Source organism: Microbacterium sp. AC132 (assembly GCF_979258525.1).
Genome location: NZ_OZ409862.1, coordinates 3,350,837 through 3,374,854 on the forward strand (window position 1 = coordinate 3,350,837; position 24,018 = coordinate 3,374,854).

Sequence of the window (24,018 nt, forward strand, 5' to 3'; positions counted from 1 at the left end):
GTTCATTCGGACCCCTCAGTTGACCAGTAGGGGCGGGTGAAAGCAAGCGCGACACGGTCGTGCGGGCGGCGGATCCCCCATGCGGGGGATGCGGTGACCGCCAGGCGTTCGTACGGTGGATGACATGACGGATGCAGAGAAGGATTCGCAGAAGAAGCCGCAGAACGGTCTTGCAGTCGGCCTCGGCCTGGGCATCGCCGTCGGTGCGGGGCTCGGACTCACCGTGTTCGACAACCTCGCACTCGGAATGGGCCTCGGCCTCTCGATCGGCGTCGCGATCGGCGTCGCTGTGGATTCGCGCGCCGGCGAGTGAGAACTTCCGCGACCGGCGGGATGCCGCGGGCTCGCGTAGTCTTCAGAACATGGCGAAGCGGGGTGGACGGGGTGCACGGTGGCGGTACCGCCGCGAGTGGCTGCTGACTGCGGTGTCGGCGCTGCTCTTCGCCTACATGGTCGGGCTCGTGCTGGTCACGCTGACCTGGAGCGTCGCATATTCCCTCCCGCAGTGGATCCTCATCGGAGTCATGGTGACCGGGTCGGCCGTGCTGCTCGCATGGCAGGTGCGCAAGGTCCGCGGGCTTCGACGCAGCCGCGACCGGTGAGCTCGGCGCCGCCGTCCGTCGCCCAGGGCTACACCGTAGCGGGCGCGTAGGCCCATCCCGGCCCGGCTCGAACGGGCAGCCTCCCTCTCTGAAAAACCGGACGCGGAGCCGGGGTGAGCTCACGCGCCTAGGGCGGGACCGAGAAAGACTCTACGCGAGACGCACAGAGAGCCCGCCAGGCATGGCCTGACGGGCTCTCTGTGCGATTCGGCGGACCTACCCCCGGAATCCCGCGGGATCTGGTTACACCCCGAAGTACAGCTCGTACTCGAACGGGTGCGGGCGCTGAGCCATCGGCAGGATCTCGTTCTCGTACTTGTACGAGATCCAGGTCTCGATGAGCTCCTCGGTGAAGACGCCACCCTCGAGGAGGAACTGGTGGTCCTCCTTCAGTGCGTCGAGCGAGTCGAGCAGCGAGTTCGGGACCTGCGGGATGTTCTTCGCCTCCTCGGGGGGAAGCTCGTAGAGGTCCTTGTCGACGGGCTCGTGCGGCTCGATGCGGTTCTTGATGCCGTCGAGGCCGGCCATGAGCTGCGCGGCGAAGGCGAGGTACGGGTTGCCCGATGCGTCAGGCGCGCGGAACTCGATGCGCTTGGCCTTCGGGTTGGAGCCCGTAATCGGGATGCGGATGGCAGCCGAGCGGTTTCCGGCCGAGTAGACCAGGTTGACCGGAGCCTCGAAGCCCTTGACCAGACGGTGGTAGCTGTTCAGGGTCGGGTTCGTGAAGGCGAGCAGCGCCGGAGCGTGCGCCAGGATGCCGCCGATGTACCAGCGAGCGATGTCGCTGAGCTGACCGTAGCCGGCCTCGTCGTAGAAGAGCGGCTTGCCGTCGTTCCACAGCGACTGGTGCGTGTGCATTCCCGATCCGTTGTCGCCGTACAGCGGCTTCGGCATGAAGGTGGCGACCTTGCCCCACTCTTCGGCGGTGTTCTTGACGATGTACTTGAACTTCAGGATGTCGTCCGCCGAGTGCACCATGGTGTCGAAGCGGTAGTTGATCTCCTGCTGGCCGGCGGTGCCGACCTCGTGGTGCGAGCGCTCGAGGATGAACCCGGCGTCGATCAGCTTCAGGGTGATGTCGTCGCGCAGGTCAGCGGTCTTGTCGACCGGGCTGACGGGGAAGTAGCCACCCTTGTACGGGGTCTTGTTGGCGAGGTTTCCGCCCTCTTCCTCACGACCGGTGTTCCACGCGGCCTCTTCGGAATCGACCTTGTAGAAGCTCTCGCCGGCGGTGACCGAGTAGCGCACGTCGTCGAAGATGTAGAACTCGGCCTCGGGGGCGAAGAACGCCGTGTCGGCGATGCCGGTGGAGGCGAGGTACTTCTCGGCCTTCTTCGCGACCTGGCGCGGGTCCTTCGAGTAGATCTCTCCCGTGCGCGGGTTGTAGATGTCGAAGATCATCACGAGGGTGCTCGCCTCGCGGAAGGGGTCCATGTATGCCGTCGTGACGTCAGGGATGAGCTGCATGTCGGACTCGTGGATGCTGGCGAAGCCACGGATCGAAGAGCCGTCGAACAGCTGTCCGTCCACGAAGAAGTCCTCGTCGACAGTGGCCGCAGGGATGTTGAAGTGCTGCTGAACACCAGGGAGATCAGTGAATCGGATGTCAAGGAACTTGACGTCGTTCTCCTTGATGTAGGTCAGCACCTCGGACGAATCTTTGAACATGTACGACTCCTGGATTGCGGATCGATGGCTTCACGGCCATTGTGCACAGTACGTGCGGGGCGTTACCCCACGGTATCCGCTTTGTTTCGAGCATGTTACGCGCCGGTAGGCTGGATACGTGACGGACGCTGTGAACACGTACCCCGGAGAACGACTCGGAATGCCGCAGACGGGGACGGGCAGCATCGCGCGCCCTGGACGGCGAATCGGGGCCCTTCTCATCGACTATGTGGCTGCGACGATCATCGCCACCGGGTTCCTCGGCTACGACCAGTTCGCGCTGCCCGCCGAGGCCGGCCTCACCATGTTCGCGCCGATGGCGGTCTTCGCCCTGCTGCAGATCCTCTTCATCCCGACGGCCGGCGGAAGCCCCGGGCACCGTATCCTCGGCATGCGCGTGGTACGTCTGGGCGGCGGCTGGGTGGGGATCTGGCGTCCGATCGTCCGCACGCTGCTGATCATCATCGTGATCCCGGCGGTCATCTGGGACGCCGATCAGCGAGGAATCCACGACAAGGTGACGGGACTCGTGCTCATCCGCGCCTGATCGGGCTCACTCCTTGCCGCGATTGCGGCGTCTGGCCTCGCGCGGAGCGCGACCGCCGAGGAACGAACGGGCAGGGTCGACGATATAACCCTGTCGCAGCGCCTCGCGACCGATGAGCATGCGGAAACCCATCTCGTCCCGGTTGCTCAGCGTGACCTCCGCGAGCACCTCCCGATCATGCAGACGGATCAGCATCTCGACGACGAGTCGCTCCTGGGCATGGCCCGATGAGCTGCGCACGGCGCGGCGATCATGCACAGGGGACTCGACGATGACGGCATCCTCCTGGCTGTCCTGCCAGGGCTTCACACGGAACCGAACCCACGACACGCCGTCGCGCTCGAACTCCTGGATCTGGAATGCGTGCAGCGAAGAGGTGCGCGCGCCCGTGTCGATCTTGGCTTTGAGCCAGTCGACTCCGAGATCAGGCAGGCTCACCCATTCTCGCCACCCGATAAGGGTGTTTGAATGGGATGACTTACTCACCCGACCATCCTGGCAGGAAATCCCCCGTGAAGATCGCAGTGCTCTCCCGCGCGCCGCAGGCGTACTCCACCCAAAGGCTGCGCGCCGCTGCGCTCCAGCGAGGTCACAACGTCAAGGTGCTCAACACGCTGCGATTCGCGATCGACCTCACCGCAGACGAGCCGGACCTGCACTACCGGGGCCGTCAGCTCAGCGACTACGACGCGATCCTGCCTCGCATCGGCAACTCGATCACCTACTTCGGCACCGCCGTCGTGCGCCAGTTCGAGCAGATGGACGTCTACACGCCGAACACGGCGAACGGGATCTCGAGCGCGCGGGACAAGCTCCGCGCGAATCAGATCCTCTCGCGCCACAACATCGCGATGCCTCCCACGGCCTTCGTCCGCAACCGTGCGGACGTCCGTCCGGCGATCGAACGCGTCGGGGGTGCTCCTGTCGTCATCAAGCTCCTCGAGGGCACGCAGGGGATCGGTGTGATCCTCGCGCCGCAGGTGAAGGTGGCCGAGGCCATCATCGAGACGCTGCACTCGACCAAGCAGAACGTGCTGATCCAGAAGTTCATCTCCGAGAGCCGCGGGCGCGACATCCGCGCTCTCGTCGTGGGCGACCGCGTGGTCGCCGCGATGCGGCGATCGGCGGCGGGTGACGAGTTCCGCTCGAACGTCCACCGTGGAGGCTCGGTGGAAGCCGTCGAGCTCGATCCGATCTACGAGCGCGCAGCCGTGCGCTCAGCCCAGATCATGGGGCTCCGCGTCGCCGGAGTCGACATGCTCGAAGGCGACGACGGCCCGCTCGTCATGGAGGTCAACTCGTCGCCTGGCCTGCAGGGCATCGAGACGGCCACGAAGCTCGACGTCGCAGGCGCCATCATCGACTACATCGCCGGCCAGGTCGCATTCCCCGAGATCGATGTGCGTCAGCGCCTGACCGTCTCCACGGGATACGGGGTCGCCGAGCTGATGGTGCACGGAGCTGTCGACCTCGTCGGCAAGACACTCGGCGAAGCCGGACTGTGGGAGCGCGACATCACCGTGCTCACGCTGCACCGCGGCGTCTCCGTCATCCCGAACCCGCGCAAGCACGTCGTCCTCGAGGCCGAGGATCGGCTCTTCTGCTTCGGCAAGCTCGACGAGATGCGGTCGATGGTTCCGGAACGTCGCCGTCGCCGCGCGAAGGTCCGTCGCCTTCCGCGTCAGCCGCTGTCGGAGTGAACGACGAAGCGCGGCCGCCCTCGCGATGAGGTGCGGCCGCGCTTCTGCGTGTGCGGGGGTCAGCTCAACGCGGACGCTGCGCCCTGACCTTGGTGGGGTCGATGCCCTTCGGGATAGGGAGCGACGAGATCGACTGCGACACGGACTCGATGCGTCGGATGACGGCACCCATGGTGGCCTTGTCGATGACCTTCGGAAGCTTCTTGATGGTCTTTGCGAGGTCGGCGATCGCGACGTCGTCGTCGCCGTGGCCGACGTAGAGCACCGTGACCGGCACGCCGTGGGCCACACGGGCTGCCTTGCTGCGCTCATCGTTGACCAGTCGGGTCAGGCGGCCGCGGGAGCCCTCTCCGACGACCACGACGCCGCCGCGACCCACCGTGCGGTAGACGGCATCCTGCGTCTTCGGGTTGATGCCGACCGGCGTCTCGGATCCCTGCCAGTTGCGGCCGAGGCTCGTGCTCAGCACGTGGCCCGTGGCGCCGGGCATGCCGTCGATCTTCTGGTACATCGCAGAAGTCGACAGGCGCGTCATCAGGAACATCGCGCCGAGCAGGCCGAGCATCAGACCGGAGATGCCCCAGAGGATGAGAGTCCACACCTGGAACGGCGGGATCAGGTAGCCGACGATGAGGCCGATGAGGACACCGATGACCAGCAGCGCGATCTGGGCCCAGGGCAGCCAGGGGTAGATCTCCCTCGTGAACTTGAAGAGGGACTTGATCTGGGAGAAGAATCCCGGACGCTTCTCGGGCGCGGACGTGCGGTTTGCCATGTGCATAAGAATACCGACTCCGGGGTGCGCTGATGGCGTCGTTCGCGTCGGGCGGATTCGGGCGCCTCGTCTTCTCCTGCACACGCGGCCGATTCGTGCGCATGCGTACACATCATGCGATGTCTGCGTGGGACCGCCGTGCGATGCGATGACATGGGGGAATGGCGGAGACGGAAACGAAGGCGAGCGGTGCGGCACTGGTGCCTGGTGCGCATCGGACGATCAGGAGGATCGACGCGGACGAGGGGCCGTACGCGGGAACGCTGGTCACCCGAGGCGCGGCGATGGCCGTTCTGGTGGACTCCGCCTCGATCAGCGGGTGGGCTGGGTGGGACCACGCCGGTGACGACCACGTGGCGGGGCCGCTCGACATCGTGCGGCGCGCCGACGGGCACGACGCGCTGCTTCCGTGGTGCACCGAGAGGGTCGCGACGTTCGTCGGTCGTCGCTCGGCAGCCGACGTCGCGCTCGGCTCCGGGGAGATGACGACCCTGGTCGCCAGCATCCTGCGAGGTCTCGGTGAGCTCGGACGGACCGACGAGCACGAACACACGGGTGGCTGGTGGCTCACGGATGACGGGCGACCGACTTTCGTGATCGGCGCAGGCGAGACGGCACGGACGGCAGCGGCGGGTCTCGTCGCGCGGATTCGCGAGGACTGCGTCGACCGCGCACTCGGTCGCCTGCTCGTCACGATCGAGGAAGGGCTGAGCGCTGCCACAGGACGGCCGAGGATGCCGATGCGACAGCTCGAGGGGTGGGAGGCAGAGCTGTTCGACACGGCGGCGCCGAAACCGCTGAGGCGCGATGTGCATGCGCCTGAGCTGGCGAGAAGTGCGGACGCAGCGATCCGCGCAGCGGTCGTGCGACCCGACGAGCGAAGTCGGATGAGAACCCGTGCCACTCGACCTATGGCGGATAGCCGCGTGCGCGCTGTGACGTCTCGCGTCGTCGCGCCCTTGCTGCGTCGCCTCGACCTCTGGCGGGTTGCGATGCTCCTCGTGCTCGCGCGCCGGCATCGGAGAGACGCGGATCGAGCACGCGCCGCCCGCGGCGACAGGAGGATGGAGGCCCCCACAGGGGGCGTCCGAACCCCGTGCGACGTGGGCGGAGGGCGATCGTCGCTGCGGTTGGGGCCGTAGCGGTGCTCGCCGGCGGACTTCTCTGGCCTGGCGGAGCGACAGGGGAACCGGGCGACGGGGGTACCACGGCGGTGCCGACGAGCGGTCGGGACGCGGAGCAGATCGACTCTGCGTCTGCCGATCCGTCACCGGCGGCGACGCCGACGGCACCCGAACCGAAGCCGGACGAGTCCCCGAAGGGATCACCGCCCGAGCGAGCCGATCCGGAGGATCCGGTCGAGGCGGCGCACCACCTCATCGACGCGATCAGGACCTGCGCGGCGAACGACGACGCGGTCTGCGCCGAAGCGGTCGCTCAGGGGTCCATCGGGGTCGCGGACGCATTGGCGGGAGGTGAGGGAGTGCTACGGCTCGAACCCGTGGACGAGTACGGAGATGTCGCCGTGATCCGAGCTTCTGCGTCGGGAGGGGAAGAGGACGGTGCGGAGTCCGCCGCCGGGGAGCGCATGGTCGTACTCGTCCGGGTGGCAGAGAAATGGCTGGTCCGCGACGTGTACGACGTCGCGGACCAGCCAGGATGATGCGGTGGTCAGGCTCCGAGCTGAGCGGCGAACTGCGCCGACTCGAGGCGGGCCTTCACAGCACCGAGGAAGCGTGCGGCGTCTGCTCCGTCGATGATGCGGTGGTCGTACGAGAGAGCGAGGTACACGTACGAGCGGACGGCGATCGCGTCTGCGCCGCCGACCTTGACGAGACCGGGGCGCTTGACGACCGTTCCGGTGCCGAGAATCGCCGACTGCGGCAGGAAGACGACCGGAGTGTCGAACAGCGCGCCACGCGAACCCGTGTTGGTCAGCGTGAACGTGCCGCCGGCGAGCTCGTCGGGCTTCAGCTTGTTGTCGCGCGTGCGTGCCGCGAGGTCGGCGATCTCATGCGCGATCTCGGCGATGTTCTTCGACGCGGCGTCGCGCAGCACCGGCGTGAGCAGACCGCGCTCGGTGTCCACGGCGATCGAGACGTTCTCGGACTCGGGATAGACGATCTGCTCGCCGTCGACCGTGGCGTTCACGATCGGGAAGGCACGCAAAGCCTCTGCGGCAGCGAGGGCGAAGAACGGCAGGAACGACAGCTTGTCGCCCGTCTTCTCGAGGAAAGACGCCTTGACGCTGTCGCGGTACTCCGCCAGAGCGGTCACATCGACCTCGACGACCGTCGTGAGCTGTGCGGTCTGCTGCATCGACTCGACGGCGCGCTTGGCCAGAACCTTGCGCAGGCGCGACATCGGCTGCGTGGTGCCACGCAACGGCGAGACCTCGAGCGGAGCGGGCGCAGCAGGGGCGGCCGCAGCGGCGGGTGCCGCCGACGCGCTCTCTGCGGCCTTGAGCACATCTTCCTTACGGATGCGTCCGCCGACGCCGGTACCGGTGACACTGGCCAGGTCGACGCCCTGCTGCGAAGCCAGACGGCGCACGAGCGGGGTCACGTACAGGTTGTCGCTCTCGGTCGGGAGGGACAGCTTCTGCTCGGCCGGAGCCGGAGCCGGAGCCGATGCCGCCGCGGGCGCGGGCTCGGACGGCGCTGCCGCCGGGGCGGGGGCGACAGGTGCGGACGCACCCTCGCTTGCCGGAGCCTGCTGCACGGGGGCTTCTGCCGCGGGAGCAGCAGGCGCCTCTGCCGCAGATGCGGGAGTCTCGGTGGGAGCGGCAGGAGCCTCGGCGGCCGGAGCCTGCGCAGCCGGTGCGGCGGCGGGAGCTGCTCCAGAACCGACACGAGCAAGCACAGCGCCGACCTCGACGGTCTCGTCTTCGGCGGCGACGATCTCCTGCAGCACGCCGGCGACGGGCGAGGGGATCTCGGTGTCGACCTTGTCGGTCGAGATCTCCAGCAGTGCCTCGTCGACCTCGACGGTGTCGCCGATCTGCTTGAGCCAGCGGGTGACGGTGCCTTCGGTCACACTCTCGCCGAGTTCGGGGAGGACGATGTCCGTGGCGTCGCCTGCGGGGGCAGCGGCCGGAGCAGCCGCGGCAGCGGGCGCAGCTTCGGCAGCAGGAGCGGGCTCCGAGGGGGCCTCGGCCTGCGGTGCGGCAGCCTGAGGCGCCTCCTCCGCGGCCGGCGCTGCGGCTGCAGGAGCATCCTCGGCAGGAGCAGCGGCGCTGCCGTCGCCGATACGCGCGAGGAGCGCGCCGACCTCGACGGTCTCGTCCTCGGCGACGAGGATCTCCTCGATCACACCGGTGACGGGCGAGGGGATCTCGGTGTCGACCTTGTCGGTCGAGATCTCGAGCAGGCCCTCATCCGCCTGAACGGTGTCTCCCACCTGCTTGAGCCAGCGGGTGACGGTACCCTCTGTGACGCTCTCGCCGAGAGGGGGAGGACGACGGATGTGCTCATGACTGAGTCTCCTTCAGGAAGTTAAATGACGCGTGTCTAGCTTAGTGAACTGTTCACCGGTTGGTGTTCAGAGGGCGTGCAGCGGCTTTCCGGCGAGGGCGAGGAAGGCTTCACCGAGCGCCTCGCTCTGTGTGGGATGCGCATGGATCAGGGGGGCGATGTCCTCGGGGTGTGCCTCCCACGCGACGGCCAGCTGGCCCTCGGTGATGAGCTCGCCCACTCGGTCGCCGAGCAGATGGACACCGATGACGGGCCCGTCCTTGAGTCGGACCACCTTCACGAGGCCGGCTGTGCCGATGATCTCGCTCTTGCCGTTGCCGGCGAGGTTGTACTCGTACGCCACGACAGCATCGGCGCCGTGCTCGGTGACGGCAGCCTCCTCCGTGACGCCGACCGAGGCGACCTCGGGGCTCGAGTACGTGACCTTCGGGATCTGGATGTCGGGGACGTGCGCGGGGGAGAAGCCGGCGATGCGTTCCGCGACGGCGATGCCCTGCTGGAAACCGCGGTGAGCGAGCTGCAGACCGGGCGTGATGTCTCCGACGGCCCAGAGTCCGGGCACACCGGTGCGCAGGTCCTGATCGACCGTGACGAAACCACGATCGAGAGTCACGCCGGCCTCTTCGAAGCCGAGGTCGGCCGTGACCGGACCTCGTCCGACCGCCACGAGAAGGTAGTCGGCGGTGAACTCCTTGCCGTCCTCCAGCGTGACGGTCACCGAGCTGTCGTCCTGCGTGGCGCTCTGGTAGCGGATTCCGAGGGAGTACTGGATGCCGCGGCGGCGGAACGCCCGTTCGAGGCCCTTGCTCATCGCGATGTCCTCGTTGGGCACCAGGTGCGGCAGCGCTTCGATGATGGTGACCTCGGTGCCGAACGAACGCCAGACGCTGGCGAACTCCACGCCGATCACGCCGCCGCCGAGCACGAGCACGCGCTCGGGGATCACGTCGAGCGACAGCGCCTGTTCGCTGGTGAGGATCCGCCCGCCGATCTCGAGTCCCGGGAGGGTCCGGCTGTACGAGCCGGTGGCGAGGATGACATCGGCGCCGACGTAGACGTCGTCGCCCACGCTCACCGACCGGTCGGCGTTCAGGCGACCGAAGCCGGCGACGGTCGTGATGCCGCGGGCCTTCACCAGGCCCTCGAGGCCCTTGTACTTCTTCGCGACGATCCCCTCGCGGTATGCGCGCACTCCGGCGGGGTCGATTCCGTCGAGGGTCGCGGAGATGCCGACGTGGGCGGCGTCTCGCACATGCTCAGCGACCTCGGCCGCGTGCAGCAGCGCCTTCGTCGGGATGCAGCCGCGGTGCAGGCAGGTGCCGCCGACCTTGTCCTTCTCGATGAGCGCGACGGATTTGCCGAGCTCGCTCGCACGCAGAGCAGCGGCGTACCCGCCGCTGCCTCCGCCCAGGACGACGATGTCGAAGGTGTGCGTGGTCATGGTCATGCCTCCTTGTGGGATGCTTCGGCGAACGCGATGATCGACCGGACCATCGCTCCGGTGGGGCCCTTGTCGGTGAAGCCGTACGGTGCGCCGTTGTGCTCGCCGGAGCCGGCGATGTCGAGGTGCACCCACGGGATGCGCGGGGCGTCCTTCTCGTCGGAGACCCGGCCGACGAAGCGGCGCAGGAAGAGGCCGGCGTACGACGCCCCGCCCATCCGATCGCTCATGTTGGCGTTCTGCATGTCGGCGATGGGGGAGTCCAGCGAGTCCTCCATGTAGGACGGGAGCGGCATGTGCCACGCGAGCTCATCGGCGGCGTCGGCGGCGGCGAGGAACTCCGCGACCGCGTCGTCGTCACCGAACACGCCGGTGTGGCGGTGCCCGAGAGCCATCACGATCGCTCCGGTGAGAGTCGCGACGTCGATGATGACGTCGGGGTTCTCGCGGCTGGCCGCGACGAGGCCGTCGGCCATGACCAGGCGCCCCTCTGCATCCGTGTTCGGAACCTCGACGGTCGTGCCGTCGAGGATGCGGATGACGTCTCCCGGACGCAATGCACGACCTGACGGCATGTTGTCGGTGATGCAGAGCCAAGCGGTGACGTGCACGGGCAGGGCGAGAGCGGCGATCGCCCGCAGTGCTGCGACGCTCGTCGCGGCACCGGCCATGTCGAACTTCATGCCGACCATCGAGGCCGCCGGCTTGAGCGACAGCCCGCCGGTGTCGAACGTGATCCCCTTGCCGACGAGTGCGATGTGACGCGTGGCGTTCGCGGGTGCGTAGTCGAGACGGACGAGGCGCGGCGGCCTGTCGGAGCCCTGCGCGACGCCGAGGATACCGCCGAAGCCCTGTTCGGCGAGCGACTTCTCGTCGAGGATCTCCACCGAGACATCCGCCAGACCGTCGACGCTGTCGGCTGCGCTCTGCGCGAGCTGGGCCGGGCTCTGCCACTCGGCCGGGACGAACACGAGATCCTTGATGAGGGCCATCGCCTCGCCGACGGCGATGGACCTGGAGAGTGCGGATTCGTCGAGGTCGGCATGCAGCAGGACGGAAGACGCGCGGGTCTTGCCCGACTCCTTGCGGTAGCCGTCGAACCGGTAGCCGCCGAGCACGGCGCCCTCTGCGGCAGCGGCCGCGAACTGCTCGAGACCGGGAGCCAGGGCCACCGAGACCGTCTCGAAGCCGGTCAGAGACCGGAGGGCCGTGCCTACGGCGTTGCGCACGGCGGAGGCATCGGGCTCACGGCCCACGCCGACGACGGCGAACGGCAGGGTCGTGACCTCGGGGGCGTAGGCCCGCGTGAACGACGAGGCCGAGCCGGTGTGGCCGACGGCCTGCAGGGAGTCGGCGAGTCCGGGGTAGCCGGTCAGCGACTCTGCGGAGTCCGAGATCTCGGGGATGACGAGCACTGCGGCGTCTGCAGCGCTTCCTGGGAACTGATCTGAGGTGCGCGAGAGCGCGGGAAGCGTCATACCTCCATCCTAGGAGGGTCGCGCGCCCGGGCGCCGAGCGGGTGTTCGCTCTCAGCTTGAAGGTCACCGCCCGGCCGTCCGAAGCTGCTCGTAGCATTGACTCATGCCCTTCTCCGGAGAGATCCATGAACGTGTAGCGAACGCACCGGTCGTGCCGCGCGGACTGCCCCTTGTCCTGCTCCTGACGGGTTTCACCGACGCAGGCAGCGCCGTCTCCGGGCTCATCGAGCACCTTCGCGAGACGACGTCGCCCGAGCCGATCGCCGTCTTCGACAACGACGTGCTGCTGGACTACCGCGCCCGCCGCCCGGTGATCTCCTTCGACCAGGATCACCTGACCGAGTTCCGTCCTGCCCGGCTGGAGCTCTCGCTGGCGACCGACGCCCTCGGCCAGAAGTTCCTCCTCCTCGCCGGTTACGAGCCGGACTTCGCCTGGAACGAGTTCGCGCGCACCGTGCTCGAGCTCGCCGACGAATTCGAGGTCTCCGGGCTCAACTGGGTGCACTCGATCGCGATGCCGGTCCCGCACACCCGCCCCATCGGCACGACGGTGAGCGGCAACCGCCGTGAGCTCACCGTGGCTCACTCGGTATGGCGCCCGCGCACCCAGGTGCCGGCCACTGCGGGGCATCTCCTCGAATTCCGCTTCGCGGAGCACGGCGAGCGCGTCGTCGGGTTCGTGCTGCTCGTGCCGCACTACCTCGCCGAGACCGAGAACCCCGACGCCGTGATCGCGGCAGCCGAGAAGCTGATGGCCGCCACGGGCCTGGTCATCCTGCTCGACGAGGTGCAGGAGCGCCGCCAGGACTACCTCACGCGCGTCGACGACCAGGTGCTGGGCAACGATGAGCTGCAGCAGATGGTGCAGGGGCTCGAGCGCCGCTACGACGCGTATATGGCCGGTCGTGATCCTGAGGACGGGTCGTACGACGAGGGCGGATTCAACGAGCGCGACCTGCCGAGCGCGGACGAGCTCGCCGCAGAACTCGAGCGCTACCTCGCCTCGCGCCCCAGCGGCGACGAGGACAAGCCGGGTCGCGGCTGACATCGAGCGAGCGAACTTGGGCGGATTGCACCTGCATGCCCACACGTGTGCGATACTAGGACTCTGACCCGTTGTCAATCGATCTTTCCGGAGATTGGACTTGACAAGGGTCTTACTAGTGTCCGAAATGCTCCGGGGCCTGCGAGCGGCCCCGTGAAAGGCGAAACGTGACTCCTGCCACGACGAAGAAGACCCGGACGAAGAAGACCGCCGACGCTCCCGAGGTCGATGCTCCGGTCGAGGAGGCCGCTGAGAAGCCGGCGCCCAAGACCGCCGCGCAGCGTGCCGCTGCCAAGCGCGCGCCCGCGAAGAAGAAGAAGGCCGATGACATCGTCGAAGACGACGAGACTCCTCCCGCCGCAGAGCCCGATGAGGACGACGAGGACTCCAAGCCGAAGTTCACCGAGCCTCTGCCCACGGGAGCGATCGTCATCTCGTCGAACGACGACGAAGACGTGCCCGTCTACTCCACCCAGATCACCGGTGCGACCGCCGACCCTGTCAAGGACTACCTGAAGCAGATCGGAAAGGTCGCCCTGCTGAACGCGGCCGAAGAGGTCGAGCTCGCGATGCGCATCGAGGCCGGCCTGTTCGCCGAGGAGAAGCTCTCCACGATGACGGCCGCCGAGAAGGCCAGCCAGCTCGGGCTCGACCTGCAGTGGGTCGCCCGCGACGGTCAGCGCGCGAAGAGCCACCTGCTCGGTGCGAACCTCCGCCTCGTCGTCTCGCTCGCCAAGCGCTACACCGGCCGCGGCATGCAGTTCCTGGACCTGATCCAGGAGGGCAACCTCGGTCTGATCCGCGCCGTCGAGAAATTCGACTACACCAAGGGCTTCAAGTTCTCGACGTACGCCACCTGGTGGATCCGTCAGGCGATCACCCGCGCGATGGCAGACCAGGCCCGCACCATCCGCATCCCCGTGCACATGGTCGAGGTCATCAACAAGCTCGCCCGAGTGCAGCGCCAGATGCTGCAGGACCTGGGCCGTGAGCCCACGCCCGAAGAGCTCAGCCGCGAGCTGGACATGACGCCCGAGAAGGTCGTCGAGGTGCAGAAGTACGGCCGCGAGCCGATCTCCCTGCACACGCCTCTCGGTGAGGACGGCGACAGCGAGTTCGGTGACCTCATCGAGGACACCGAGGCAGTGGTCCCCGCGGATGCCGTGGGCTTCACGATGCTGCAGCGTCAGCTGGAGCAGCTGCTCGACTCGCTCTCCGAGCGTGAGGCCGGTGTCATCCGGATGCGCTTCGGACTCGGCGACGGACAGCCCAAGACCCTCGACCAGATCGGTGACACGTTCGGCGTGACGCGTGAGCGCATCCGTCAGATCGAGTCGAAGACGATGGCGAAGCTCCGCCACCCGAGCCGCTCGCAGTCGCTGCGGGACTACCTCGAGTGATGCAGGCGAACGAAGGCAAGGCGCTCGAGGCGAGCGTCGACGGCAAGAACTACGCGCGCATCCCGCTGCGGACGCGCGTCGTCATGCCGAACGACGACCTCGACTCCGTCGTCCTGGAGTACGCGAAGGAAGCTGTTCAGCCCGGTGACCTGCTGTTCGTGACCGAGAAGATCGTGGCGATCACGCAGGGCCGGTCGTACCGGCTCGACGAGATCACGCCCCGTCCGCTTGCGCGCTTCCTGTCGCGATACGTCGTCCGCACCTCCTACGGCATCGGTCTCGGCATGCCCGAGACGATGGAGATGGCCTTGCGCGAATGCGGCACCCTGCGGATCCTCTTCGCAGCCGGCGTCTCGGTGATCACCAAGGCCTTCGGGCGTCGCGGTGACTTCTACCGCATCGCAGGTGACAAGGCACGCGCCATCGACGGCCCGACGAAGAACACGATCCCGCCGTACAACCAGGCGGTCGTCCTCGGACCGAAGAACCCGCGTGAGGTGGCCCTCCGTCTGAAGAAGATGCTCGGCGGCGACCTCGAGGTCGCCGTCGTCGACATCAACGACATCGGCGGCAACATCCTCGGCTCGACGCTCGACAAGGCGGGGGAGCGTCGGCTCGTCCAGATCCTGGGCGACAATCCTCTCGGCCAGGCGACGCAGTCGACCCCGATGGGGATCGTCCGCGAGGTCTGACCTCCGCGTGATCGACGCCTCAGCAAGAAGGGCCCGGATGCTCAGCATCCGGGCCCTTCTTCATGCCTGCCGCGGTCAGAACCCGATCGCGGCCTGGTAGCGCGGCTTGTGCCCTGTGCGGATCCCGGTGACGCTCGGCTTGTTCTCGTACACGCCGGCGCCCCAGTTGCCCTCGACGAGCACCGGACCGTCAGGCGTGACCACGACATCCCAGCCGACGTACTGGATCTGCGGTACGACGCGCGCGACCTGATCGACGAACTCGCGGACCTCGTCCATCATCGGCAGCTGGAAGTCGGCGATCGGGAAGCCGGAGTCCGGGTGCGTGACGTGCACGTGGCCGTGAGAGTCGTATCCGGATCCCACAGAGTGACCGTTCTCGTCGAGCATCGTGTAGAAGCCGCCGAAGCTCATCTGGTCGCTCACCGCTCCGCGTCCGAACTTCTGGGCCATCGCGAGGATGTGCGTCTTCTCGCCATCGAAGAATGCGGTGATGCGGGTGGTGTTCACGGTGCCGGGGCACACGGCCGCGAGGTCGGCGTGCTGGCGGATGACCTCTTCGACGAGGACCTGCTTCTTCGAGAGCAGCTCGGCGTGGAACGCATCCCAGTCGGTCACGTCGGCGGCGTGGTAGCGGTGGACACCCGTGCCCGCCTGGCCGTGCGTCTCCTTCACGACGATCGTGCCCTGGCGCTCGGTGAATGAACGCAGCTCGTCCGCGTTGCCCTGCGTGATGAGCATCCACTCCCTCTTGAGGAAGGCATCGAAGACGGCGTTGAACTCTGCCTTGTCATGGAACAGGTGCCGATAGTCGGGGTGGTCGTACTTCTGCGAGATCTCGTTCGACACGGGGTGGGTCATGAACGTGTCGCGCTCCGCCTTGGTGAGGATCGCGAAGTCGTAGTCGATGTAGTCCTGGAACCCGACGTTGTGGCGGCCCGCTGACCACAGCATGTCGACGACCACGAGGGGAACGGCCTTGCCGTGCTGAGAAGACGCCTCTTTGGCCCTCTCGATGACCGAGGCGACGTCGATGCGGCGAGCACGCGCCAGCAGATAGCGGACGCGGGGCGCGAGGGAAAAGCGTGACATGGATCTCCAAGTTCGGGGTCCCCTCCAGTCTACGGTGGGTGCGTGGAGCATCCTGAGAAGGCGGAGCTAGGCTGGAAACGTGTGTGAGAAGACATCCAGCTCCCGCCCGCGCGCGATGATCTCGCGGTCGGCGCTCGCGGTCGCATCCGCTGCCGCCGTCGATGCAGGGGGACGCGTCGCCGACCTCCGCCGCGATGCCTGGGGGCATGGGGTGCTCTCCGTCGCACACGCGGTGGTCGCCGCCGGTGCGGAGGCCGTGCTGGTCGACCATGCCGAGGAGGTCGAGGCCCTGGCTCTCGAAGGCATCGACGCCGTGACGACCGGCGCGCCGGATATCGACCCCTTCCTGCTCTACGGGCTCCCCGATGCGGAGGGAGCACTGAGCGCGAGGCCGGTCATGCGGCTCGTCGGCAGAGTGCTTTCCACGAAGCCGCTCAGGGCCGGAGACGCGGTCTCCTACGGCTACACCCATCGAGTGGCCCATGACACGACGGCCGCACTCATCACCGGCGGCTACGCCCAGGGGATCGTGCGCGCGCTGGGCAATGCCGCCCACGTGGAGATCGACGGTGTGCAGCGCCCGATCATCGGGCGTGTCGCGATGGATGTGTGCGTGATCGATCTGCAGGGATCCGCCGCCGTCACCGTGGGCGCCGAGGCCACCTACTTCGGAGGTCGCGGGCCGGCCGCTCCCGGGCTCGCCCGATGGAGCGCCGTCACCGGACTCACGATCGCCGAGCTCGTCACCGTCGCGGGTGCACACGCGGAGCGGGGGTGGGAGGCATGAGTCGGCCGGAGCTGCGGATCGACACCGACCTGTTCCGAGCGAACATCCGCGCGGTCCGCGATCGCATCGCCCCGTCGGAGCTCATGGTCGTCCTCAAGGACGACGCGTACGGTCACGGACTCCGGTGGGCCGTCGAGGCGGCGAAGGACACGGGCGTCGAGTGGTACGGGTCATACGACGTCCGAAGCGGGGTCGAAGCACGACGCGTGCTCGGCGACACCGGTCGGATCTTCGCGTGGGTCACCTCGACGGACGAGGAGATCGACGACGCGCTGCGCGCCGACATCGACCTCGGCGTCGGATCGGCGGAGTACCTGACGCGCATCACCGCCAGGGCTGCGCATGCCGGCGCGCGGGCACGTATCCACCTCAAGATCGACACGGGGCTGCATCGCAACGGTCTGCTCCCGGCCGAGTGGGAGCGCACCGTCGCCGATGTGCGCGCGGGTGAAGCGGCGGGACACCTCGAGCTCGCCGGGATCTGGAGCCATCTCGCCGAGGCGAGCGACGACGAGGACGACGATGCTCAGGCCCTGTTCCTCGATGCCGTCCGTGTCGTGGAGCAGTCCGGACCGACGCCCGAGGCGCTGCACCTGACGGCATCCGCTGCGTCCTGGTGGCGGCCGGAGCTCCGCGGCTCGCTGTCTCGGATCGGGGCGTTCTGCTACGGCGTCCGCTCGGCGGAGGGACCCGACCTGCCGGGTGTCACGCCGGTGGCCGAGCTCACGGCGACGGTCCGAAAGATCTCGGACGGGAACGCTCAGGTCGGCGTCGGGTCGTTCGACGGCATCCCGTCCACTCTCGCAGGAGCAGACGTGGGCACCCCGGGCGGATCTCGCGAGCTGCTGCGGATCGACGAGACGACGTCGCTGGTCCAGGGGTGGCCGGGGATGCAGATCGGCGACTCGGTCTGGCTGTTCGGCGCGGGCGAGCACGGAGAAGCGAGTGCGACGACCCTCGCCGAGCGCGTCGACTCCGTCGGCGAGGAGATCCTCACCCGGCTCACGAGCCGCGTGCGCCGGGTCACCACCCCTTAACGAAGGCGGAGCCCGTCTGATGACGGGCTCCGAGGCGGATCGAACCGCGATCGATCAGTCGATCAGTCGTGCGGTCTCGTCGTGCCAGCTCGTTGCGATGCTGCGGAGCTTCTCTTCGTACTTGCGACCGTGGTGGGCGCAGAACAGGAGCTCGGATCCGTTGACCTCGGCGGCGATGTAGGCCTGAGCGCCACATGAATCACAGCGATCCATGGCGGTCAGGCGGAACTCGACGGCGGAGGTCTCACGTTCGGTCGTTGCGTTCATCTCGGGGCCTCCTTGAGTGTCGGGTTCGCTGGCTGGGCGTGTTCAATACAACCACGCTGGGGCTGTGTGCATGCCCGGTTTGCGGCGTGTTTCGCTCAGCGCGTACGCGCGGGTGCCGTACTGAGGGCTCCCGGGGAGTGTCTGCGGCTGGTGGAGAGGCATCGCGAATAGACTCGGAGATTGTGACCGCCGAGTATTCCGCCCATCATCTCCAGGTGCTCGAAGGGCTCGAGGCCGTCCGCAAGCGCCCAGGTATGTACATCGGCTCGAACGGATCCCCGGGCCTGATGCACTGCCTCTGGGAGATCATCGACAACGCCGTCGACGAGGCCGTCGCGGGCAACGGCTCGAAGATCGACATCATCCTGCATGAGGACGGCAGTGTCGAGGTCCACGACCGCGGTCGCGGCATCCCCGTCGACGTCGAACCGCGCACCGGTCTCACCGGCGTCGAGGTCGTCTTCACGAAGCTGCATGCCGGCGGCAAGTTCGGTGGAGGCTCTTACGCGGCATCCGGTGGTCTGCACGGTGTGGGCGCCTCTGTGGTGAACGCCCTCTCGGAGCGGCTCGACGTCGAGGTAGACCGAGGTGGCAAGACCTATGCCATGTCGTTCCATCGCGGCGAGCCCGGACTCTTCGCCGACAAGGGCGAGAAGCGGCCGAACGCTCCGTTCACCCCGTTCCAGGACAAGAGCGAGCTGCGGGTCGTCGGCAAGGCGCCGCGCGGCACGAGCGGAACACGTATCCGCTATTGGGCGGATCACCAGATCTTCACGAAGGATGCCGCGTTCCAGCTCAACGACCTGGTGACTCGCGCACGTCAGACGGCGTTCCTCGTCCCAGGGCTGGAACTCGTGATCCGCGACGAGCGCGCGGCCAACGGCGCCGAGGTCGAGGGCCAGCCGATCGAGACGTCCTACCGGTACGACGGCGGCATCTCGGAGTTCGTCGAGTACCTCGCGAACGACGCTCCCGTCACCGACACCTGGCGCATCCAGGGCGAAGGCACGTTCAAAGAGACAGTTCCGGTGCTGCAGGCCGACGGCCACATGATCGCCACAGAGGTCGAGCGCGTCTGCGCCGTCGACATCGCGATGCGGTGGGGCACCGGCTACGACACGACCACGCGGTCGTTCGTCAACATCATCGCGACCCCCAAGGGCGGCACCCACCAGCAGGGCTTCGAGCAGGAGCTGCTCAAGGTGCTGCGCTCGCAGGTCGAGCAGAACGCACGTCGATTGAAGGTCGGCAGCAACGACAAGCTCGAGAAGGACGACGTCCTCGCCGGGCTCACCGCGGTGCTCACGGTGAACGTCCCCGAGCCGCAGTTCGAGGGCCAGACGAAGGAGATCCTCGGCACCCCGGCCGTGCGTCAGATCGTGGCCCAGGTGCTCCGGAAGGATCTCGGCGCCCGATTCAGCTCGACGAAGCGCGACGACAAGAGCCAGTCGACGCAGCTGCTCGACAAGGTGGTCGCGGAGATGAAGGCACGAGTCTCCGCTCGTGCCCACAAGGAGACCCAGCGCCGAAAGAACGCGCTCGAGTCCTCGACCCTTCCGACCAAGCTGGTCGACTGCCGCACGAACGAGGTGGAGCGCAGCGAGCTGTTCATCGTCGAGGGAGACTCCGCGCTCGGCACAGCGAAGAACGCACGGAACAGCGAGTTCCAGGCGCTGCTGCCCATTCGCGGAAAGATCCTCAACGTCCAGAAGGCGTCGGTCGGCGACATGCTGTCGAACGCCGAGTGCGCATCGATCATCCAGGTGATCGGTGCGGGCTCCGGCCGCAGCTTCGACATCGACGCCGCGCGGTACGGCAAGGTCATCCTGATGAGCGACGCCGATGTCGACGGCGCGCACATCCGCACGCTCCTGCTCACGCTGTTCTATCGCTACATGCGGCCGCTCATCGAGCATGGCCGCGTGTTCGCCGCGGTGCCGCCGCTGCACCGCGTGATCGTGATGAATCCGGGCTCCAAGCCCAACGAGACCATCTACACCTACAGCGAGCAGGAGATGCACGCCCTTCTCGCCAAGCTCCGGAAGTCGGGCAAGCGGTGGCACGAGCCGATTCAGCGTTACAAGGGACTCGGCGAGATGGACGCGGAGCAGCTCGCCACGACCACCATGGAACGCGGCGGCCGCCTGCTGCGCCGGGTGCGCATGGAGGATGCCGAGGCGGCGGGTCGCGTGTTCGAGCTGCTGATGGGCAACGAGGTCGCGCCTCGACGTGAGTTCATCATCGATTCGTCCGATCGCCTCTCCCGGGAATCCATCGACGCCTGATCGGTCAGCGCCTCAGCGCCAGAGCCGCGCGGTAGACGTCGAGCAGCGCGTCGCGGTGGGCGTTCGGCAAGCGGCGTGGAACAGCGCTCAGACCAGAGTGCGGCCGATGCTCCCGATCACGCCGTCCACCGGCTGACCCGATGCGTCGCGTCGTGCGCCGGGTTCGGGGAGCTTGCGCACCGCACCCGTCGGATCGACGGCCTGCGCCGGGCTCGGCCCGACCCAGGCGACCATGAGGCGGTCCTCGCCCTTCAGGAAGGCGTGGGCACGGACTCCGCCGGTCGCTCGGCCCTTCGAGGGATACTCCGCGAACGAGGTCACCTTGGCACGTCCCGGTTCGGTACCGGGCAGGCTGCTGTCGGAACCGGAGACCGTGGCGACGACGGCATCGGCATCCGGAGTGACAGCGCCGAAGAACAGCACGGACGCGCCGGCCCCCAGCTTCATGCCCGCCATGCCGCCGGCCGGTGCTCCCTGCGGGCGCACGGCTGAGGCCGAGAAGCGCAGCAGCTGGGCATCCGTGGTCACGAACACGAGGTCTGCGTCATCCTGAGCCTCGACAGCACCCACGACCGTGTCGCCGGGCTTCATGCCGATGACCTCGAGGTCGGGACGCACGGGGAGCGTGGAGGGAACGATCCGCTTGACTGTCCCCTGGGCCGTGCCCAGGGCGATCGGGACGTCGCTGTCGAAGCGCACGAACGCGAGGATCCGCTCTCCGCGGGTGGTGATCCCGAGGTAATCGCGCAGCGGCGCGCCTGCTGCGAGCTGCACGGAAGACGACGGTACCGACGGCAGATCGACGGGGGAGAAGCGCAGCACGCGCCCTTCCGTCGTCAGTGCACCGATCTCCGCGCGCACCGTCGTGTCGACGGTGGTCAGGATCGCGTCGTGCTTGCTCCGTCGGGCCGGCAGCGTGAGCTCCTGCCCCTCGGCGAGGTCCACGCGCACGGCGCGTCCGGTCGTCGACAGCACGAGCACGGTGGGAGCATCGGCGATCTGCAGGTCGACGGCCCCCTTCGTCGCGCGCGGCTTCGGGGGCGCGGCGTTCATCAGGAGCGTACGGCGAGGAGTGCCGTAGGCCTCGGCTGCGGCATCCAACTCCTGTGCGACCACTGCGCGCAGCAGGGCCTCACTCGACAGGAGATCGCGGAGTCTGGCGATCTCGGCGAGCAGCGCGTCGCGCTCGGTCTCGAGCTCGATGCGCGAGAACTTCGTCAGACGCCGCAGGCGCAGCTCGAGGATGTACTCCGCCTGCAGTTCGCTGAGGTCGAAGACGGACCGCAGTCGTGCGCGCGCCTGCTCGGAGTCGTCGGAGGAGCGGATGACCTGGATGACCTCGTCGATGTCGAGGATCGCGATGAGGAGCCCCTCGACGAGATGCAGACGCTCTTCGCGGCGAGCGAGGCGATAGCGGCTGCGGCGCGTGATGACCTCGAGCCGGTGCGCGACATAGACGCGCAGCATCTGCTTGAGCCCGAGGGTGCGCGGCTGGCCGTCGACCAGAGCCACATTGTTGATGCTGAAGGAATCCTCGAGAGGCGTGAGCCGGTAGAGCTGCTCGAGGACGGCGTTGGGGTCGAACCCGGTCTTGATGCCGATCGCGACGCGCAGGCCGTGGTTGCGGTCGGTGAGGTCGGTCACGTCGCTGATGCCCTGCAGCTTCTTCGACTGGACGGCATCACGGATCTTCTCGATCAGTCGCTCCGGCCCGACCATGTACGGCAGCTCGGATACGACGATGCCGGTGCGCCGCGGGCCGAGTGGCTCGACCGACACCTTGCCGCGCACCTTCAATGCGCCGCGTCCGGTCGCGTATGCATCCTTGACTCCGTCGAGACCCATCAGGATGCCGCCCGAGGGGAAGTCCGGTCCGGGGACGAACTCCATGAGCTCTTCGGTCGTCGCGTCGGGATTCTCGAGCAGGTGGGTGGCGGCGGCGACGACCTCGATCAGGTTGTGCGGTGCCATGTTGGTCGCCATGCCGACGGCGATACCGCTCGCTCCGTTGACGAGCAGGTTCGGGAAAGCTGCGGGCAGCACGGACGGCTGCTGGAACTGGCCGTCGTAGTTCGGGATGAAATCGACGACGTCCTCGTCGAGGTTCTCGGTGAGCGCCATCGCGGGGGAGGCGAGACGCGCCTCGGTGTAGCGCGCAGCCGCGGGACCGTCGTCGAGCGAGCCGAAGTTGCCGTGTCCGTCGACCAGCGGCACGCGCAGCGCCCACTCCTGGGCGAGGCGCACGAGGGCGTCGTAGATCGCCGAGTCGCCGTGCGGGTGCAGCTTTCCCATGACCTCGCCCACGACGCGGGCGCTCTTGACGTGACCGCGGTCGGGACGGAGGCCCATCTCGGCCATCTGATACAGGATGCGTCGCTGCACGGGCTTCAGGCCGTCGCGAGCGTCGGGCAGAGCCCGCGAGTAGATCACCGAGTAGGCGTACTCGAGGAAGGAACCCTGCATCTCTGTCTCGAGATCGATGTCCTGGATACGCTCAGGGGCGAGCTCGGCAGGCGGGGTCTTCGGCATGGGCATCCTGAATGGTGCGAGGCTGAGGGCGTACGGGAGCCTGTGTCAGACTGGCTCGGATGTCCCTCATTCTACCGTCCGAGTCGCCGGCAGCCCGGAGCGTCGTCGGGGTGGCGGACGACGTGTTCGCCGCTCTGCGCGGTGAGTCCGCGACCCTGCCGCGGGCCGAGTCCGTCGTCCTCGTGCTCATCGACGGCCTCGGCGCCATCAGTCTGCGCGCCCATGCCGGCCACGCCAGAGCGCTCACCGCCGGTATGGCGAAGAAGGATGTCGCCCATTCGGTCTTCCCCTCGACCACCGCGGCGGCTCTCACCAGCATCCTCACGGGCACATGGCCCGGCCAGCATGGACTGGTCGGCTACCGGGTCCTCGATCCGGACAGGGACGTGCTGGTCAACCAGCTCACGGGCTGGGAGTCGGATGGTCTCGATCCGGCGACGTGGCAGGCGGCTCCGACGGTCTTCGAGCGCGCCAGGTCAGAGGGTCGTCCGACCTTCGCCGTCGGCGTCGCGGCGTACGCGGGGAGCGGGTTCACCCGTGCGACGCTGCGCGGTGCCGACTTCGTCGCCGCCCAGACACCCGCCGAGCGGGTGGAGGCCGCATACGACCTCGCGGAGCGCCACCCGGGCTCGCTCGTCTACTGCTACCTCCCCGAGGCCGACAAGGCGGGGCACAGATACGGCCTCGACTCCGCACACTGGATCGCCGCGCTCGAGGAGATCGACGCCGCGCTCTCACGACGTGTGCCGCCGGGTGTCGGTGTGCTCGTGACGTCGGACCACGGCATGCTCGACGTGCCGGCACACCGGCAGATCGTTCTCGAGGCAGAGCACCTCGAGGGAGTTCGCCATCTCGGTGGGGAACCGCGGATGCTGCACGTCTATGTCGAACCGGATACCGACGCATCTGCGGTCTCCGAGCGGTGGGTTCGTGACCTCGACGGCGTCGCTGATGTCGGAACCCGGGATCAGGCGATCGCGGCGGGGTTGTTCGGCCCGGAGGTGACCGAGGCGGCCTCATCGCGGATCGGCGATGTCCTCGTCGTGGCCCGGGGCAACGGTGCCGTCTACGACGGCACGGCTGCAGACCAGCGCGGTCGTGGAATGATCGGGCAGCACGGGGGGCTGACGCCGGAAGAGCGTCAGGTTCCGCTGCTCAGGTTCGGAGCCTTCGCGCGCTGAGTCCTCGCACTCGTGCCGG

Annotated in this window: 21 protein-coding genes and 1 pseudogene; 13 read left to right on the forward strand and 9 right to left on the reverse strand. The window is 67.8% G+C overall.

Annotated elements, in window-relative coordinates:
• Positions 1 to 124 precede the first annotated feature (124 nt).
• Together ACZZZQ_RS16210 and ACZZZQ_RS16215 are read left to right on the forward strand one after the other, a co-directional pair.
• Entirely contained in the window at positions 125 to 313 is a 189-nt protein-coding gene (locus ACZZZQ_RS16210; RefSeq protein WP_053096284.1) for a hypothetical protein, read from the forward strand.
• 49 nt (positions 314 to 362) lie between these two features.
• Complete coding sequence (locus ACZZZQ_RS16215) at positions 363 to 602, forward strand: hypothetical protein (protein WP_053096281.1); 240 nt, start codon at positions 363 to 365, stop codon at positions 600 to 602.
• Positions 603 to 845: 243 nt separating this feature from the next.
• Here the strand turns inward: ACZZZQ_RS16215 and glnA are convergent, their stop codons facing one another.
• Positions 846 to 2,270, reverse strand: a complete 1,425-nt coding sequence (gene glnA / locus ACZZZQ_RS16220; RefSeq protein ID WP_053096279.1) for a type I glutamate--ammonia ligase — start codon at positions 2,268 to 2,270, stop codon at positions 846 to 848.
• A gap of 160 nt (positions 2,271 to 2,430) precedes the next feature.
• Here glnA and ACZZZQ_RS16225 point away from each other — a divergent pair, with 160 nt between their 5' ends.
• Positions 2,431 to 2,817, forward strand: a complete 387-nt coding sequence (locus tag ACZZZQ_RS16225; RefSeq protein ID WP_150115179.1) for an RDD family protein — start codon at positions 2,431 to 2,433, stop codon at positions 2,815 to 2,817.
• A 6-nt stretch (positions 2,818 to 2,823) separates the two neighbouring features.
• Here ACZZZQ_RS16225 and ACZZZQ_RS16230 read toward each other — a convergent pair whose 3' ends face one another.
• Positions 2,824 to 3,303: an ATP-dependent zinc protease family protein gene (locus ACZZZQ_RS16230; RefSeq protein WP_053096276.1), complete on the reverse strand. Its 480-nt coding sequence runs from the start codon at positions 3,301 to 3,303 to the stop codon at positions 2,824 to 2,826.
• 26 nt (positions 3,304 to 3,329) lie between these two features.
• Here ACZZZQ_RS16230 and ACZZZQ_RS16235 point away from each other — a divergent pair, with 26 nt between their 5' ends.
• On the forward strand, positions 3,330 to 4,517 hold the full coding sequence (locus ACZZZQ_RS16235; protein ID WP_053096274.1) for a RimK family alpha-L-glutamate ligase: 1,188 nt from the start codon (positions 3,330 to 3,332) through the stop codon (positions 4,515 to 4,517).
• A 64-nt stretch (positions 4,518 to 4,581) separates the two neighbouring features.
• Here ACZZZQ_RS16235 and ACZZZQ_RS16240 read toward each other — a convergent pair whose 3' ends face one another.
• The gene (locus ACZZZQ_RS16240; protein ID WP_053099128.1) at positions 4,582 to 5,292 is read right to left on the reverse strand and encodes a DUF4191 family protein; all 711 of its coding nucleotides are present in this window, start codon (positions 5,290 to 5,292) and stop codon (positions 4,582 to 4,584) included.
• 161 nt (positions 5,293 to 5,453) lie between these two features.
• Between ACZZZQ_RS16240 and ACZZZQ_RS16245 the strand changes: the two genes are divergently transcribed.
• Together ACZZZQ_RS16245 and ACZZZQ_RS16250 are read left to right on the forward strand one after the other, a co-directional pair.
• A complete protein-coding gene (locus tag ACZZZQ_RS16245) occupies positions 5,454 to 6,434 on the forward strand; it encodes a hypothetical protein (RefSeq protein ID WP_463507934.1) in 981 nt (326 codons plus the stop codon).
• 71 nt (positions 6,435 to 6,505) lie between these two features.
• Positions 6,506 to 6,955 carry a hypothetical protein gene (locus tag ACZZZQ_RS16250; protein WP_463507935.1) on the forward strand — a complete coding sequence of 150 codons (450 nt, stop codon included), beginning with the start codon at positions 6,506 to 6,508 and terminating at the stop codon, positions 6,953 to 6,955.
• 8 nt (positions 6,956 to 6,963) lie between these two features.
• On the opposite strand, the pseudogene sucB reads toward ACZZZQ_RS16250, so the two are convergent.
• From sucB to ACZZZQ_RS16265, 3 genes and pseudogenes are all read right to left on the reverse strand, one after another.
• Positions 6,964 to 8,765, reverse strand: a pseudogene (gene sucB, locus ACZZZQ_RS16255) (2-oxoglutarate dehydrogenase, E2 component, dihydrolipoamide succinyltransferase).
• 67 nt (positions 8,766 to 8,832) lie between these two features.
• Positions 8,833 to 10,206 (reverse strand): dihydrolipoyl dehydrogenase, encoded by a 1,374-nt coding sequence (lpdA, locus tag ACZZZQ_RS16260; RefSeq protein ID WP_463507936.1) that lies wholly within the window; start codon positions 10,204 to 10,206, stop codon positions 8,833 to 8,835.
• A 2-nt stretch (positions 10,207 to 10,208) separates the two neighbouring features.
• A complete protein-coding gene (locus ACZZZQ_RS16265; protein ID WP_463507937.1) occupies positions 10,209 to 11,684 on the reverse strand; it encodes a leucyl aminopeptidase in 1,476 nt (491 codons plus the stop codon).
• Between the two features lie 103 nt (positions 11,685 to 11,787).
• On the opposite strand from ACZZZQ_RS16265, the gene ACZZZQ_RS16270 reads away from it, so the two are divergent.
• The 3 genes from ACZZZQ_RS16270 to ACZZZQ_RS16280 all read left to right on the forward strand — a co-directional run bounded on the left by ACZZZQ_RS16270 (position 11,788) and on the right by ACZZZQ_RS16280 (position 14,821).
• The gene (locus tag ACZZZQ_RS16270) at positions 11,788 to 12,729 is read left to right on the forward strand and encodes a proteasome assembly chaperone family protein (RefSeq protein ID WP_053096264.1); all 942 of its coding nucleotides are present in this window, start codon (positions 11,788 to 11,790) and stop codon (positions 12,727 to 12,729) included.
• A 167-nt stretch (positions 12,730 to 12,896) separates the two neighbouring features.
• Positions 12,897 to 14,129, forward strand: a complete 1,233-nt coding sequence (locus ACZZZQ_RS16275) for an RNA polymerase sigma factor (protein WP_053096261.1) — start codon at positions 12,897 to 12,899, stop codon at positions 14,127 to 14,129.
• On the forward strand, positions 14,129 to 14,821 hold the full coding sequence (locus ACZZZQ_RS16280; protein WP_053096259.1) for a coenzyme F420-0:L-glutamate ligase: 693 nt from the start codon (positions 14,129 to 14,131) through the stop codon (positions 14,819 to 14,821). The genes ACZZZQ_RS16275 and ACZZZQ_RS16280 overlap by 1 nt, the downstream gene beginning before the upstream one ends.
• Before the next feature lie 75 nt (positions 14,822 to 14,896).
• Here the strand turns inward: ACZZZQ_RS16280 and ACZZZQ_RS16285 are convergent, their stop codons facing one another.
• The gene (locus tag ACZZZQ_RS16285) at positions 14,897 to 15,913 is read right to left on the reverse strand and encodes a sugar-transfer associated ATP-grasp domain-containing protein (RefSeq protein WP_053096256.1); all 1,017 of its coding nucleotides are present in this window, start codon (positions 15,911 to 15,913) and stop codon (positions 14,897 to 14,899) included.
• Positions 15,914 to 15,992: 79 nt separating this feature from the next.
• On the opposite strand from ACZZZQ_RS16285, the gene ACZZZQ_RS16290 reads away from it, so the two are divergent.
• Both ACZZZQ_RS16290 and ACZZZQ_RS16295 read left to right on the forward strand, forming a co-directional pair.
• Positions 15,993 to 16,700 carry an alanine racemase gene (locus ACZZZQ_RS16290; protein WP_230101208.1) on the forward strand — a complete coding sequence of 236 codons (708 nt, stop codon included), beginning with the start codon at positions 15,993 to 15,995 and terminating at the stop codon, positions 16,698 to 16,700.
• Positions 16,697 to 17,737 carry an alanine racemase gene (locus tag ACZZZQ_RS16295; protein WP_463507938.1) on the forward strand — a complete coding sequence of 347 codons (1,041 nt, stop codon included), beginning with the start codon at positions 16,697 to 16,699 and terminating at the stop codon, positions 17,735 to 17,737. The genes ACZZZQ_RS16290 and ACZZZQ_RS16295 overlap by 4 nt, the downstream gene beginning before the upstream one ends.
• A 54-nt stretch (positions 17,738 to 17,791) precedes the next feature.
• Here the strand turns inward: ACZZZQ_RS16295 and ACZZZQ_RS16300 are convergent, their stop codons facing one another.
• Positions 17,792 to 18,004 carry a DUF7455 domain-containing protein gene (locus tag ACZZZQ_RS16300; RefSeq protein ID WP_042540282.1) on the reverse strand — a complete coding sequence of 71 codons (213 nt, stop codon included), beginning with the start codon at positions 18,002 to 18,004 and terminating at the stop codon, positions 17,792 to 17,794.
• 182 nt (positions 18,005 to 18,186) lie between these two features.
• Here ACZZZQ_RS16300 and ACZZZQ_RS16305 point away from each other — a divergent pair, with 182 nt between their 5' ends.
• Positions 18,187 to 20,289, forward strand: coding sequence for a DNA gyrase/topoisomerase IV subunit B (locus ACZZZQ_RS16305; RefSeq protein WP_463507939.1), 2,103 nt, complete (start codon positions 18,187 to 18,189; stop codon positions 20,287 to 20,289).
• Between the two features lie 87 nt (positions 20,290 to 20,376).
• On the opposite strand, the gene ACZZZQ_RS16310 is transcribed toward ACZZZQ_RS16305, so the two are convergent.
• Complete coding sequence (locus tag ACZZZQ_RS16310; RefSeq protein ID WP_463507940.1) at positions 20,377 to 22,818, reverse strand: DNA gyrase/topoisomerase IV subunit A; 2,442 nt, start codon at positions 22,816 to 22,818, stop codon at positions 20,377 to 20,379.
• Positions 22,819 to 22,877: 59 nt separating this feature from the next.
• Here ACZZZQ_RS16310 and ACZZZQ_RS16315 point away from each other — a divergent pair, with 59 nt between their 5' ends.
• Entirely contained in the window at positions 22,878 to 23,999 is a 1,122-nt protein-coding gene (locus ACZZZQ_RS16315) for an alkaline phosphatase family protein (RefSeq protein WP_463507941.1), read from the forward strand.
• The last annotated feature ends 19 nt before the right edge of the window (positions 24,000 to 24,018 follow it).

Bases quoted from the DNA above. Each gene is read 5' to 3' on its own strand.
- ACZZZQ_RS16270 (WP_053096264.1), top strand. From the start codon at position 11,788: ATGCCCTTCTCCGGAGAGATCCATGAACGTGTAGCGAACGCACCGGTC.
- ACZZZQ_RS16265 (WP_463507937.1), bottom strand. From the start codon at position 11,684: ATGACGCTTCCCGCGCTCTCGCGCACCTCAGATCAGTTCCCAGGAAGC.
- ACZZZQ_RS16240 (WP_053099128.1), bottom strand. From the start codon at position 5,292: ATGGCAAACCGCACGTCCGCGCCCGAGAAGCGTCCGGGATTCTTCTCC.
- ACZZZQ_RS16310 (WP_463507940.1), bottom strand. From the start codon at position 22,818: ATGCCGAAGACCCCGCCTGCCGAGCTCGCCCCTGAGCGTATCCAGGAC.
- ACZZZQ_RS16280 (WP_053096259.1), top strand. From the start codon at position 14,129: ATGCAGGCGAACGAAGGCAAGGCGCTCGAGGCGAGCGTCGACGGCAAG.
- lpdA (WP_463507936.1), bottom strand. From the start codon at position 10,206: ATGACCACGCACACCTTCGACATCGTCGTCCTGGGCGGAGGCAGCGGC.
- ACZZZQ_RS16300 (WP_042540282.1), bottom strand. From the start codon at position 18,004: ATGAACGCAACGACCGAACGTGAGACCTCCGCCGTCGAGTTCCGCCTG.
- ACZZZQ_RS16225 (WP_150115179.1), top strand. From the start codon at position 2,431: ATGCCGCAGACGGGGACGGGCAGCATCGCGCGCCCTGGACGGCGAATC.
- ACZZZQ_RS16210 (WP_053096284.1), top strand. From the start codon at position 125: ATGACGGATGCAGAGAAGGATTCGCAGAAGAAGCCGCAGAACGGTCTT.
- glnA (WP_053096279.1), bottom strand. From the start codon at position 2,270: ATGTTCAAAGATTCGTCCGAGGTGCTGACCTACATCAAGGAGAACGAC.
- ACZZZQ_RS16285 (WP_053096256.1), bottom strand. From the start codon at position 15,913: ATGTCACGCTTTTCCCTCGCGCCCCGCGTCCGCTATCTGCTGGCGCGT.
- ACZZZQ_RS16215 (WP_053096281.1), top strand. From the start codon at position 363: ATGGCGAAGCGGGGTGGACGGGGTGCACGGTGGCGGTACCGCCGCGAG.
- ACZZZQ_RS16315 (WP_463507941.1), top strand. From the start codon at position 22,878: ATGTCCCTCATTCTACCGTCCGAGTCGCCGGCAGCCCGGAGCGTCGTC.
- ACZZZQ_RS16245 (WP_463507934.1), top strand. From the start codon at position 5,454: ATGGCGGAGACGGAAACGAAGGCGAGCGGTGCGGCACTGGTGCCTGGT.
- ACZZZQ_RS16295 (WP_463507938.1), top strand. From the start codon at position 16,697: ATGAGTCGGCCGGAGCTGCGGATCGACACCGACCTGTTCCGAGCGAAC.